We start from the raw sequence: 13060 nt of genomic DNA on the forward strand, positions 1-13060 counted from the left end.
TTATGTCATGCCCGGTCATTGAGCTGACTCAGCAGCTTATTCGCCGTCCTTCCCTTAGCCCGGACGACGCAGGTTGTCAGGCTCTTATGATTGAACGCCTGCGTGCCATCGGTTTTACCGTTGAACGCATGGATTTTGGCGATACCCAGAACTTCTGGGCGTGGCGCGGACAGGGCGAAACGCTGGCCTTCGCCGGGCATACTGACGTCGTTCCCGCCGGTGACGCGGATCGCTGGATTAACCCGCCGTTTGAGCCGACCATTCGGGATGGCATGCTGTTTGGTCGCGGCGCGGCAGACATGAAAGGCTCTCTGGCGGCGATGGTCGTGGCGGCAGAGCGCTTTGTGGCGCAGCATCCGAACCACAAAAACCGTCTCGCGTTTTTGATCACCTCCGACGAAGAAGCCAGCGCGCACAACGGTACCGTAAAGGTCGTTGAAGCGCTGATGGCACGCAACGAGCGTCTCGACTACTGTCTGGTCGGTGAGCCGTCCAGCACCGAAGTGGTGGGTGACGTCGTCAAAAACGGACGCCGTGGCTCGCTGACCTGTAACCTGACCATTCACGGCGTTCAGGGCCACGTCGCTTACCCGCATCTCGCCGATAACCCGGTTCACCGCGCCGCGCCAATGCTGAGCGAGCTGGTGGCGATTGAGTGGGATAAGGGTAACGAGTTCTTCCCGCCGACCAGCATGCAGATTGCGAACGTCAAGGCCGGGACCGGCAGCAATAACGTGATCCCGGGGGATTATTTCGTCCAGTTCAACTTCCGCTTCAGCACGGAACTGACCGATGAGATGATCAAGGCGCGCGTTATCGCCCTGCTGGAAAAATATCAGCTGCGCTATACCGTGGAGTGGTGGCTTTCCGGCCAGCCGTTCCTGACGCAGCGCGGCAAACTGGTGGATGCGGTGGTGAACGCCATCGAGCACTATAATGAAATTAAGCCACAGCTGCTGACAACGGGTGGTACCTCAGACGGACGCTTTATCGCCCGTATGGGTGCTCAGGTTGTCGAACTGGGGCCAGTGAACGCAACCATTCATAAAATAAATGAGTGTGTCAATGCGGCAGATTTACAACTGCTGGCCCGTATGTATCAACGTATTATGGAGCAAATCGTCGCCTGACGAACGCTCTGAGAGGAATAGCGAATGGATTGGCTTTCAAAGTACTGGTGGGTTCTGGTGTTGGTTTTTCTGGTCGGCGTACTGCTTAACGTGATTAAAGACCTTAAGCGCGTGGACCATAAAAAATTTCTCGCCAACAAGCCGGATCTTCCCCCGCACCGTGATTTCAACGACAAGTGGGACGATGACGACGACTGGCCGAAGAAGGATCAGAAGAAGTAATCGATCCGATTCCCCCTCTCCATGGGAGAGGGGGAAGAATCACATAAACTCAACAATATCATCGTCATCCGGCTTACCGCCGCTGAGCGCTTCATCAAAGTAGTGCTTCGGTACGGTATAGCGCAGATGGTCAAGCGCAAACTGCATGCTGCGGTCGTCAATGGCGTGGCCCAGATCGTCAACGATATCCAGCGTCACATCCCCACCCTCACGCATCAGCGCTTCCTGGGCAGCAACCGCATGCGAGAGCTCAATCACCCAGTCTTCACCGCCGTGGATTAAGTGGATCGTGGTTTGCGTGGTTGCGCTTGTCGGTAACGTCGCAAAACGACCGTTAAAGGCGATCACCCGTGACACCAGACCCGGCTGCGCCTTTACGCTTTCCAGCGACATGATTGACCCCTGCGAGAAGCCAATCAACGCGGTCGCTTCGGCTCCTACGCCGCTCTGCTGCTGCCAGTAACGGATGACGTCGATAAAGGCCGGCATGATGGCGTCGATACGCGCCTGACGGTTCTCTTCCGTCACGCCCTGAACCGAGAACCACTGGCGCCCGTTCGGGCCGCATGGCTCTACGCCACCGATGCTGACAATCAACGCTTCCGGGAAAACGGGCGCAAACCAGCTGCCAATCTGCCCCATATTGACGGCATTATCGCCAACACCATGAAACAGAAGCAGTAACTGTTTAGCCGGTTTGTCAGGGCTTTGAACAACAAAATGGTCATGTTTCATGGTGGTCTCCTTAATAGATGACCTGGATTCTACGCCTCCCGGCGGGAATGACCATGCCACTTTACTGAAGAAGTCATTGAAAAAATTGCCATTGCAAAATGGGTTCCTTCAACTGCTGGCAGCGGGGATAATCAAGACTTTCAAGCGCTTGCGCGGTTTCAGAGCGCAGCTTTGCCAGCAACGCTTTTCGCCCGAGCACATCCGTTTTCCCTGCTAGTTTCCCCCGCAGGGCCGGAAGCGGCATATCAACGGTAAGCAACAACCGCGTCAGCGCGGCAACCGAGGTTGAAAACGCGCGATGGGCAAAAGCAAACCCCGCCAGCTCCCACCAGTCATCACTATTAAGGGTAGCTTCCCAGCCGTCGTCCACCGGGATCTTTTCACCGTTCCAGGCCGACAGGACGCGCATATCCCGGCATAAACGGTGATGTTCCTGCGCGCACAGCCGACGCCCGGCCTCGCTCAGCGGCAGCAGCGCCATCGCCGTGTAGCAGCCGCTGCTGGCTTCCCGATGGCTCCCCATCCGCACCAGCACAAACCCGCACCGCTGCCAGAAACGCCACAGCTCGTCGGTATAACCAAAACTCACCGACAGATAATCTTCCCCGCTGGCGCTACGGATAAGCCGTTGCCCGATGCCTTCCCGCTGGCGCAGGGGGTGAACCGCAATGCGGCTAACCCGTCGCCCTTTCAGCGTCGCCGCGAGCGGAGAGCCGCCGTGCGCCGCCAGCGACTGCGCCACGAGATTCCCGCGTGGACGCCGGTATCCCGCCCACACGGCGCGGCTAAGCTCCGGTGACAACCCGCCCTCTTCCACCAGCCAGAGCGCGCCTGCAGTATCAGCCCCCGTCTCTGCAACAGCAAAGTGCTGGCCGGGCGCGTCCATCATCCGGCGTAAATCGAGCGGTGACGTGCGGTAGTGTGCAGCACACAGCAGTTCATATACGCTTGCCGCGCGTGCCGGGTCGCTCTCCCACATCCGCGGCGCCAGCGGCGTTATACGAACCTCACCTTCCGGTCTGCGATCGATAAGCGAATCATCAAATAACAGAGCATTTGCCACGAACCGCTCAAGCGGACATCCGGCGGCCCAGCGAATGGGGGTCGATAAGGCATAATGCCGCAGTTCGCTGAAACGGGCGCAGAACTTCAGCAGGAACCCCCTGCCCGTCCCTTCATAGCCCTGCACCGTGGTGGTTAATAATACGCGCGAAAAGCGCGTCACCAGCTTCTCCAGCAGCGGGCCCGGGATGGCAGCCGCTTCATCGACAATCAGCCAGTCGGCCTGCAGCGTGGAGGCCAGCAGCGCATCCGGGGCCATAAAGTGGAAATGCTCGCCCGCAAAGCGCGCAATGACATCCGTTGCCCCTTTAGCCGGTGCCGTGACCACCGCACTCCCCTGAATGCTATTGAGCAGCATCCCCGCCAGCGCTGACTTTCCGCGCCCGCGCGGTGCCGTTACGGCAGCGATGCCCGCAGGCATGGTCAGAAGCGCGTCGAGGATCTCCGCCTGCTCGCGCTGCGGTGCGCCGCTGGCAGGCTGCCAGGCGGGTAAATCCGGCGCAACGGGAACGGACAAAGGACGATGCTGCTGCCAGACAATCGCATCCGAATCGGCGGCAAGCGTCCGGCAGAAGTGGTGCACAAAGTGTGGAGTGGCGATCGGCTCCGCGCTGTCGCTCCAGCGCAAAGAGTCGCTGTCTGGCCTGTCGGCCCAGTCAGCAAGCGGAGGAACCAGCAGCACCAGGAGGCTTCCGGCGCGCAGCGTCCCGCTGAGCGCGGCGAAGGCTGAGACGTCAAACCCGGCGCGCGCGTCAAAAGCGGCGTGAAGGTATTCGCGTCCCAGCAGTCCGCTGAGGGTTTTAGAGGGATTGTCATCCAGCCACAGCCAGTCTCCCGGCAGGGTATTACGCAGGTCAGTCGCCTGACTCAACGTCCACTGCGTCTCACCGCTGAGCACCACCAGCCGACGATGGCCGGTGCGCTCAAGCTCGCGTATCTGCTGATCAAACGCCAGCATTACATCGCTTTGCCGAAGGTATTACACTGCGCCGGGTCGCCGCTGTCGAAACCGCGTTTAAACCAGCTGTAGCGCTGCTGCGAAGTACCGTGAGTGAAGCTGTCCGGCACGACGCGCCCCTGGCTCTGCTGCTGAAGACGGTCGTCACCGATCGCCTGAGCGGCATTCAGCGCCTCCTCAAGATCGCCGGATTCCAGCACGCCCTGCTGCTGCATGCTGTGGCCCCAGACGCCCGCGAAGCAGTCCGCCTGCAGCTCCATTTTAACGGACAGGCGGTTCACGTCAGCCTGCGAAGCATTTTGCTGCAGCTGGCGCACTTTTGGCTCAATTCCCAGCAGCTTTTGCACGTGATGGCCGACTTCATGCGCGATAACGTAACCCTGGGCAAAATCACCGTCAGCGCCAAGCTTGCGTTTCATGTCATCGTAAAAGGAGAGATCGATATAGACGGTGCCGTCCGCCGGGCAGTAGAACGGCCCCATCACGGACTGCCCGGTGCCGCATCCGGTGCGGGTTGCGCCCCGGTACATCACCAGCTTCGGCTGCTGGTAGGTACGCCCCATCTTCTCAAACAGCTGACCCCATGTGTCTTCCGTTGTGGCGAGGATCACGGAGGTAAATTTGGCCGCTTCATCTTCATTCGGGCTGATGGAGCGCTGAGAATGCTGCTGCTGTTGCAGCGGCTGACCGGTCATTAACCCGGTGAGATCGACGCCGTAATAGCCCGCGACCAGCACCACAATCAGCAGAATGATACCGCCCTTGCCGCTGGGTAACCGGAAGCCCGGTCCGCCCATGGAAGGACCGCCGCCGCCATCACTGCGTCTGTCTTCTACATTGTCACTTTCACGACGCCCTTGCCAGCGCATAACCACCTCTAACTATTCCATTTATAATAGCTATGATCGTAGGCGGTTAACGGCAAGATTACCATAGGAAACAAAGGTAAGACGCCAAAGGATGCGAACATCCTTTGGCAAGTGAGGGAGTTAGTCGAGCTTAACGCCTAAACGGTGAGCAACCGCTTCGTACGCTTCAATCAGGCCACCCAGGCTCTGACGGAAACGGTCTTTGTCCATTTTATCCAGGGTTTCTTTGTCCCACAGGCGGCTACCGTCCGGTGAGAACTCATCGCCCAGCACCACTTCGCCTTTGAACAGACCAAACTCCAGCTTAAAGTCGACGAGGATCAGGCCCGCGTCATCAAACAATTTTTTCAGCACGTCGTTGGCTTTGTAGGTCAGCTCTTTCATGCGCGCCAGGTTCTCTTTGTTCACCCAGCCGAAGGTTTCGCAGTAGGAATCATTGACCATCGGGTCGTGCATGGCGTCGTTTTTCAGGAACAGATCGAACAGCGGTGGATTCAGTTCGATACCTTCTTCAATGCCCAGACGCTTCACCAGGGAGCCCGCCGCACGGTTACGAATAACGCACTCAACCGGAACCATATCCAGTTTTTTCACCAGACATTCCGTATCGGACAGCAACGCTTCCATCTGAGTCGGGATACCCGCTTCGGCCAGTTTGGTCATAATGAAGTGGTTGAACTTGTTGTTCACCATGCCTTTACGATCGAACTGCTCAATGCGCGCGCCATCCCCTGCTGACGTATCATTGCGGAACTCGAGCACCAACAGATCCGGGTTTTCCGTGCTGTATACGGTCTTCGCTTTGCCACGATACAACTCAGCTTGCTTCTGCATCTTCATTACTCCTGGTGTGATGATTTGTGTTCAAAACTGGGGATATTATGCCACGCACACGTTTGCGTAGCACGAAAATAAAAAGGGCTGGATTCACCAGCCCTCGTATTTATTTGCTGAATGCTGCCTGGAAGACAGCGACCAGCGCATCGTTCTGCGACTGGGTCAGCGTGTGACCTTTTGGATCGATAAACTGCAGGCTACTGCGGTTATCAAGGTCACCGACCTGAATCTTGTAGTCACCGGAGGCAAGCTGAGGATCTTTCGCGCCCAGTTCCTGCCACGCGCTGTCGGAGAGCGGCTTATAGGTTGCCGTCATGCTGCCGGTTGAGCGGGTGCTGTCGGTCACTTTCATGCCCACTTTTTCCAGCGTCGCTGGCAGACGCTGCCAGGTCTGGTTAAACGGTGCACGCACCACCAGCATTGGCAGGCCGGTATCATCCGCGCCGCTCTGGACATCGAAGGTCACACCGTTGCGGCTCTGCGCGGCGTTGGCAGCATCGGTCGCGTTTTTATCCAGGCCTGCGGCAATCACGTTCAGCATTTCGGTGCTGTAACGCTGCAGGGATGCGGCATCCGCAACCGGTTTACCCGCCTGCTCCAGGTTCAACAGCTTAACGTTAACTGCCTGCTGATAACCCTGCGGTTTAACGGAGACTTGATAACGACCGCGGTACTGCTGGTCTTCATCCAGACGGTTCCATTCGATCCAGTCGGTGGTTAACGTCTGGCTGGCATCATCGCGTTTATCGATGGTGTAGTTCTTCGCCTGAATGACGCTGACAACCTGCGGCCACAGGGTGCTACCGCGCGCGCTCTCAACCATCAGAGACGCCGTATCACCGGTGAACTGGGTACGCGCACCGCTCACCAGCGCCAGAGGCTGTGCTGGTGGACGAATATCAAGCGCTTTACCGACCAGGCCGCTGCCGTTGGTCACGGGAATATTATAATCGCCGTTCTGAATCGGCAGGATCATACCAGCCGGTGCGTGAAGTTCAGCAAGCGGGGTCGCATCCAGATAGGATTCATCACCGCTCACCTGGCGCTTGTAGCGCGAGTCTGAACTACAGGCAGCGAGCAGCATAACAAGCGAAACACTCGCAACCTTCGCCAGGCGCGACTTCTGTACTGAATAAGCCATCAAATCTCCCTAAACTTTACAGCAAACCGGCATGCTTCAGCGCTGCCCTGACGATATCACGACCGTGGTCGGTAATCGGTGTCATTGGCAGACGCAGCGTGTCGGTTGCTACAAGCCCCAACTCCTTACATGCCCATTTCACTGGGATCGGATTGGGTTCGACAAATAATTTATTGTGCAGCGGCATCAGACGCTGATTTATGACACGCGCTTCATCAAAGTGACCGGCCGCGGCCAGTTTGCACATTTCAGCCATATCGCGCGCCGCAACGTTTGCCGTTACGGAGATCACGCCATGGCCACCGAGCTGCATAAAGTCCAGCGCGGTCGCATCATCACCGCTCAACAGGATAAAGTCGTCTGAAACCAGCTCTTTGATCTGATGAACGCGGCTTAAGTTCCCTGTCGCCTCTTTAATACCGATAATATTTTTGACTTCCGAGAGACGACCAACGGTTTCCGGCAGCATATCGCAACCGGTACGGGACGGCACATTATACAGAATTTGTGGCAAGTCAGTATGTTCAGCGATGGCTTTGAAGTGCTGGAACAAACCTTCCTGAGTAGGACGGTTATAGTAAGGGGTCACCGTCAGACAGCCGACAATGCCGCTGTCGTTAAAACGTTTAGTCAGGCTGATCGCTTCTGCGGTGGCATTCGCGCCTGTGCCCGCGATGACCGGAATACGTCCGTCAGCCAGTTCCAGGGTCAGCATAACCACATCGCCGTGCTCGTCGTGGCTCAGCGTTGCAGATTCACCGGTAGTCCCTACCGAAACGATCGCCGAGGTTCCATTGGCGACATGGTAATCAATCAGCTTCTTCATGCTAGACCGGCAGACGTTACCTTTTTCATCCATCGGTGTTACAAGCGCGACAATACTTCCCGTGAACATGAGCCATCCTCTGTGCGAACAAGAGTCTCAATGGTACGTTTGGAACTGTAATAAAAGCAAGCGACCTGAGGCCCTCAGGCGGTTGTATGCATGTTTTTTTTATGCTTTCCTTAGGAAGACTTAACCATGCAAAGGAAGAACAGGTTTGACAACCTCATCACAACATTACCTGGTTATCACTGCGCTGGGTGCCGACAGGCCGGGTATCGTGAACACCATCACCCGCCACGTAAGCAGTTGCGGCTGTAATATTGAAGACAGCCGTTTGGCCATGCTCGGCGAAGAGTTCACATTCATTATGTTGCTTTCAGGGACATGGAACGCCATCACGTTGATTGAATCGACCCTGCCGCTGAAAGGTGCCGAGCTGGATTTGCTGATCGTCATGAAGCGCACCACCGCGCGCCCTCGCCCGGCCATGCCCGCTACCGTCTGGGTGCAGGTTGAAGTGCCTGATTCTCCACATCTGATAGAGCGCTTCACCGCGCTGTTTGACAGCCATCAGATGAACATCGCCGAGCTCGTTTCCCGCACACAGCCGGGCGACGCAAGCACGGTTCCCACGCTCTTTATTCAAATTACCGCGCACAGTCCTGCGTCACAGGATGCGTCAAATATCGAGCAAGCGTTCAAAGCCCTCTGTACAGAATTAAACGCGCAGGGCAGTATAAGCGTCGTCAATTATTCGCAGCACGAACAGGATGGAGTTGAGTAATGAATCCACTGAAAGCCGGTGACATCGCACCGAAATTTAGCTTACCGGATCAAGACGGCGAGCAAGTAAATTTGACCGACTTCCAGGGACAGCGTGTTCTGGTCTATTTCTACCCGAAAGCCATGACCCCCGGCTGCACCGTACAGGCCTGCGGCTTACGCGATAACATGGATGAGTTGAAAAAAGTCGGCGTGGAAGTGCTGGGTATCAGCACCGATAAACCAGAAAAGCTGTCACGATTTGCTGAAAAAGAGCTGCTGAACTTCACGCTGCTTTCTGACGAAGATCATCAGGTATGCGAGCAGTTCGGCGTCTGGGGCGAGAAGACGTTTATGGGTAAAACCTACGACGGCATTCACCGCATCAGCTTCCTGATTGACGCTGACGGTAAAGTTGAACACGTGTTTGACGACTTCAAAACCAGCAACCACCACGACGTGGTGTTGAACTGGCTGAAAGAAAGTGCCTGAAAGTGAGTGTCGGGTGGCGGCTTCGCCTTACCCGACCTACAAGGATAAGTCGGCCGGGTAAGCGCAGCGCCACCCGGCAAAACTTACTGCTCTTCTACCGCCGGCACATCCGGCCACGCGTGGACGACCGCTTTAATCAGCGTTGCCAGCGGAATGGCGAAGAACACGCCCCAGAATCCCCACAACCCGCCGAAAATCACCACCGATAAGATAATAACCAGCGGATGCAGGTTTACCGCCTCGGAGAACAGCACCGGTACCAGCAGGTTACCGTCCAGCCCCTGAATAATCAGGTACACCGCGAAGCAGCTCCAGAACTCGGTCCCCAGCCCAAACTGGAACAACGCCACGCCAACCACCGGAATGGTCACCACAAACGCGCCGATATACGGGATCAGGACCGATAACCCCACCAGCACCGCCAGCAGCAGCGAGTAGTTCAGGCCGAAAATCAGGAAGCCAATCCAGGTGGCGACCCCCACGACAATCATCTCCAGCACCTTGCCGCGAATGTAGTTGGTGATCTGCTGGTTCATCTCTTCCCAGACCTGCCCCGCCAGCCCGCGGTTGCGCGGCAGAATACGGCGCACGGCGTTAAGCATCTGGTCTTTATCTTTCACCAGGAAGAAGACCATCAGCGGCACCAGCACAAGGTAGACCGCCAGCGTCAGCAGTCCGACTAGGGACGCCAGCGAGTACTTCACCACCGAATCGCCCATCGTCATGATGCGGGCGCGCATGTTTTCGGCCATCGCGTCGATAATCCCGGCATCCATCAGCGCAGGATAACGGCGCGGCAGCGTGGCAGCGAAATCAGAGAGTTTGTTCAACATGCCGGGCATATCGCGGATCAGGTTGATTCCCTGTTGCCAGGCAACCGGCATCACCACAAAGGCCATCAGCAGCAGGATGCCAACAAACAGCACCAGCACGATGCTGGTCGCCCAGCGGCGGGAACAGCCGATATGTTCCAGGCGCGCCGTGGGCCACTCCAGCAGGTAAGCCAGCACAATCGCCACCAGCAGAGGGGCGAGCAGACCGCTAAAGAAGAACAGGATACCGAACCCGGCAACCAGAATAACCAACAAAGCAATGGCTTCCGGGTCGCTGAAGCGACGCCGGTACCACTGCATTAACATTTCGAGCATACAACCCTTCCCTGAATCGAATGGCGGGAGTGAGACGGTGAATTGTATCTAACTGTCACAAAAAAGACTTTCGCTTTTTGTATCCCGATCGCAATCCGCAAAAGCCTGATGAATGGGATTTTCTTCATGCTACAACACGGCTACACTCCCAGGGCAGCAGAGATGAACGATATGCCGGTTCATCGGTCAAATTAGCACATCCAACATACAGGACAGTGGTTATGTTCAGGCAATTGAGAAAAACACTGGTTGCAACACTGATTGCCGCGGTGACGGTCGGTCAGGTGTTGCCCGCTTTTGCTGACTCGTCCGATACATTGCCGGACATGGGCACCACAGCAGGAAGCACGCTCTCTATTGGGCAAGAGATGCAAATGGGGGATTACTATGTTCGCCAGCTGCGCGGCAGCGCCCCGCTGATTAACGACCCTTTGCTGGTACAGTACATAAACGGGTTGGGAATGCGTCTGGTGGCGCACGCCGATTCGGTCAGAACCCCCTTCCATTTCTATTTAATCAATAACGACGAAATCAACGCCTTCGCCTTCTTTGGCGGTAACGTGGTGCTGCATTCGGCGTTATTCCGTTACTCAGACAACGAAAGCCAGCTGGCCTCGGTGATGGCGCACGAAATTTCGCACGTCACGCAGCGTCACCTGGCGCGTGCCATGGAAGACCAGAAACGTAACGCTCCCCTTACCTGGGTGGGCGCACTGGGATCGATTCTGCTGGCGATGGCCAGCCCGCAGGCCGGGATGGCAGCGCTGACCGGTACGCTGGCAGGAACGCGCCAGGGGATGATCAGCTTTACCCAACAAAACGAGCAGGAAGCGGACCGCATCGGCATTCAGGTGTTACAGCGCTCAGGCTTTGATCCGCAGGCCATGCCGAGCTTCCTCGAAAAACTGCTCGATCAGGCGCGTTATTCTTCCCGTCCACCGGAAATTTTGCTCACGCACCCGCTGCCTGAAAGCCGTCTGTCGGACGCGCGTAACCGTGCCAACCAGATGCGCCCGGTCGTGGTCCAGTCTTCGCAGGATTTCTACATGGCGAAAGTGAGAACGCTGGGGATGTACAATTCCGGGCGTAACCAGCTCACCAGCGACCTGCTGGATACCCTGGCGAAAGGCAACGTGCGCGAGAAGAACGCCGCGCAGTATGGTCAGGCGCTCCAGGCGATGGAAGCCAGCAAATACGACGAGGCGCGTAAGGCGCTGCAGCCGCTTCTGGCTGCCGACCCAAACAACCCGTGGTACCTCGATCTGTCGACGGATATCGATCTGGGGCAGAAGAAGCCTGCCGATGCGATTAACCGCCTGAAAGGGGCAAAAGACGTCCGTACCAACCCGGTGCTGCAGCTTAACCTGGCGAACGCTTACTTGCAGGGCGGCCAGCCGGGTGAAGCAGCGACCATCCTGAACCGCTACACCTTTAATAATAAAGACGATCAAAACGGCTGGGATCTGCTCGCTCAGGCGGAAGCCCAGCTCGGCAACCGCGATCAGGAGCTGGCGGCACGCGCAGAAGGCTTTGCCCTGGTGGGGCGCCTCGATCAGGCCATTTCCGCACTCAGTAGCGCCAGCTCGCAGGTCAAACTCGGCAGCCTCCAGCAGGCCCGATACGACGCGCGTATCGATCAGCTTCGCGGCCTGCAGCAGCGCTTCAAGCCGTACGAGAAGATGTAATCAAGGAGAATTCACGTCATGACAGACGCCGTAAAAATTTACCACAACCCGCGCTGCTCCAAGAGCCGCGATACCCTGAGCCTGCTGAAGTCTAACGGCGTGGAGCCGGAGGTGGTGCTGTACCTCGACACCCCACCGGACGCGCAGACCCTCCGCCAGCTGCTGCATATGCTGGGCATGGGCAGTGCGCGGGATCTGATGCGCAAGAAAGAAGATCTGTATACGTCGCTTAACCTGGATGACAGCCGTCTCTCCGAGGCCCAGCTGATACAGGCGATGGTTGAAAATCCAAAGCTGATTGAGCGCCCGATTGTCGTGGCGAACGGCCAGGCGCGCATTGGACGCCCGCCGGAAGACGTGCTCGAGATCCTCTGATGGTTTCGCCCGGTGGCGCTGCGCTTAGCGGGCCTACGGGTGCCATATGTAGGCCGGGTAAGGCGCAGCCGCCACCCGGCACAACTATAGCTTCAGAATATCTTTCACAAACGGAATGGTCAGCTTGCGCTGGGCGGTAATGGAGGCGCGATCGAGCTGATCCAGCGTGTCAAACAGCGTACGCATTTCGCGATCCAGCCGCTTCAGCAGGAAACGGCCCACGTCTTCCGGCAGCTCAAAGCCGCGCTGCTTTGCGCGCAGCTGTAGCGCCTGAAGCTTATCTTCGTCCGACAGCGGCTGAAGCTTATAGATTTGGCCCCAGTCCAGGCGAGACGCCAGATCCGGCAGTCCCAGATTCAGCTGGCGAGGCGGACGATCGCCGGTGATCAGCAGCCGGGTTTTGCCCGATTCCAGAATGCGGTTGTAGAGGTTAAAGATCGCCATTTCCCACGGCTCATCCCCCGCCACGCATTCGATGTTATCGATGCAGACCAGGGAGAGATGTTCCATCCCCTCCAGCACGTCAGGGACAAACCAGGTTCGTTTATCCAGCGGCACATAGCCTACCGCATCACCGCGCGCAGAGAGCTCCGCGCAGGCGGCATGCAGCAGGTGGCTGCGCCCCGCGCCTTCGCGTGACCAGATATAGATGTATCCGCTGTGTTCCTGACGCAGCACGTTTTGCAGAGCAGCCAGTAAAGAGGGGTTATCACCCGGCCAGAAACTTGCAAACGTTTCGTCGTCAGGGAGATAGAGTGGCAGAGAGAGCTGTGCCGGTCCGTTCAGAAGTACCTCAACCAGATCTGACATAAAATCGG

14 protein-coding genes are annotated in these 13060 nt (G+C 57.2%); 6 read left to right on the plus strand and 8 right to left on the minus strand.

The annotated features are described in order from the left end of the window. Nucleotides 1-2: 2 nt before the first annotated feature. Both dapE and FHC52_RS10160 read left to right on the plus strand, forming a co-directional pair. Entirely contained in the window at nt 3-1130 is a 1128-nt protein-coding gene (gene dapE / locus FHC52_RS10155; protein ID WP_023294260.1) for a succinyl-diaminopimelate desuccinylase, read from the plus strand. Between the two features lie 24 nt (nt 1131-1154). Next, nucleotides 1155-1352, plus strand: a complete 198-nt coding sequence (locus FHC52_RS10160) for a YpfN family protein (protein WP_008501627.1) — start codon at nt 1155-1157, stop codon at nt 1350-1352. Between the two features lie 39 nt (nt 1353-1391). On the opposite strand, the gene ypfH is transcribed toward FHC52_RS10160, so the two are convergent. The 6 genes from ypfH to dapA all read right to left on the minus strand — a co-directional run bounded on the left by ypfH (nt 1392) and on the right by dapA (nt 7849). Further along, nucleotides 1392-2087 (minus strand): esterase, encoded by a 696-nt coding sequence (gene ypfH / locus FHC52_RS10165; protein ID WP_220420061.1) that lies wholly within the window; start codon nt 2085-2087, stop codon nt 1392-1394. A gap of 73 nt (nt 2088-2160) precedes the next feature. Continuing rightward, nucleotides 2161-4107: a tRNA(Met) cytidine acetyltransferase TmcA gene (locus FHC52_RS10170; RefSeq protein ID WP_220420062.1), complete on the minus strand. Its 1947-nt coding sequence runs from the start codon at nt 4105-4107 to the stop codon at nt 2161-2163. Beyond that, nucleotides 4107-4976 carry a neutral zinc metallopeptidase gene (locus tag FHC52_RS10175; protein ID WP_008501630.1) on the minus strand — a complete coding sequence of 290 codons (870 nt, stop codon included), beginning with the start codon at nt 4974-4976 and terminating at the stop codon, nt 4107-4109. The genes FHC52_RS10170 and FHC52_RS10175 overlap by 1 nt, the downstream gene beginning before the upstream one ends. 120 nt (nt 4977-5096) lie before the next feature. Continuing rightward, complete coding sequence (gene purC, locus FHC52_RS10180; RefSeq protein ID WP_008501631.1) at nt 5097-5810, minus strand: phosphoribosylaminoimidazolesuccinocarboxamide synthase; 714 nt, start codon at nt 5808-5810, stop codon at nt 5097-5099. 109 nt (nt 5811-5919) lie between these two features. Further along, nucleotides 5920-6954, minus strand: a complete 1035-nt coding sequence (gene bamC / locus FHC52_RS10185) for an outer membrane protein assembly factor BamC (protein ID WP_008501632.1) — start codon at nt 6952-6954, stop codon at nt 5920-5922. Nucleotides 6955-6970: 16 nt separating this feature from the next. Then, the gene (dapA, locus tag FHC52_RS10190; RefSeq protein ID WP_008501633.1) at nt 6971-7849 is read right to left on the minus strand and encodes a 4-hydroxy-tetrahydrodipicolinate synthase; all 879 of its coding nucleotides are present in this window, start codon (nt 7847-7849) and stop codon (nt 6971-6973) included. A gap of 145 nt (nt 7850-7994) precedes the next feature. Between dapA and FHC52_RS10195 the strand changes: the two genes are divergently transcribed. Both FHC52_RS10195 and bcp read left to right on the plus strand, forming a co-directional pair. Next, entirely contained in the window at nt 7995-8564 is a 570-nt protein-coding gene (locus FHC52_RS10195) for a glycine cleavage system transcriptional repressor (RefSeq protein WP_008501634.1), read from the plus strand. After that, the gene (bcp, locus tag FHC52_RS10200) at nt 8564-9034 is read left to right on the plus strand and encodes a thioredoxin-dependent thiol peroxidase (RefSeq protein ID WP_008501635.1); all 471 of its coding nucleotides are present in this window, start codon (nt 8564-8566) and stop codon (nt 9032-9034) included. The genes FHC52_RS10195 and bcp overlap by 1 nt, the downstream gene beginning before the upstream one ends. Nucleotides 9035-9117: 83 nt before the next feature. Here bcp and FHC52_RS10205 read toward each other — a convergent pair whose 3' ends face one another. Beyond that, the gene (locus FHC52_RS10205) at nt 9118-10182 is read right to left on the minus strand and encodes an AI-2E family transporter (RefSeq protein ID WP_045908583.1); all 1065 of its coding nucleotides are present in this window, start codon (nt 10180-10182) and stop codon (nt 9118-9120) included. Nucleotides 10183-10403: 221 nt separating this feature from the next. Here FHC52_RS10205 and bepA point away from each other — a divergent pair, with 221 nt between their 5' ends. Further along, entirely contained in the window at nt 10404-11867 is a 1464-nt protein-coding gene (gene bepA / locus FHC52_RS10210) for a beta-barrel assembly-enhancing protease (protein ID WP_045908582.1), read from the plus strand. 18 nt (nt 11868-11885) lie between these two features. Continuing rightward, nucleotides 11886-12242 carry an arsenate reductase (glutaredoxin) gene (arsC, locus tag FHC52_RS10215; RefSeq protein WP_032675303.1) on the plus strand — a complete coding sequence of 119 codons (357 nt, stop codon included), beginning with the start codon at nt 11886-11888 and terminating at the stop codon, nt 12240-12242. An 84-nt stretch (nt 12243-12326) separates the two neighbouring features. Here the strand turns inward: arsC and FHC52_RS10220 are convergent, their stop codons facing one another. Continuing rightward, nucleotides 12327-13028: a DnaA inactivator Hda gene (locus FHC52_RS10220; protein ID WP_213014348.1), complete on the minus strand. Its 702-nt coding sequence runs from the start codon at nt 13026-13028 to the stop codon at nt 12327-12329. Nucleotides 13029-13060 lie beyond the last annotated feature (32 nt).

The sequence above is a fragment of the Enterobacter sp. EC_64 genome (genome assembly GCF_019584165.1).
Taxonomy (GTDB): Bacteria; Pseudomonadota; Gammaproteobacteria; order Enterobacterales; family Enterobacteriaceae; genus Enterobacter; species Enterobacter roggenkampii.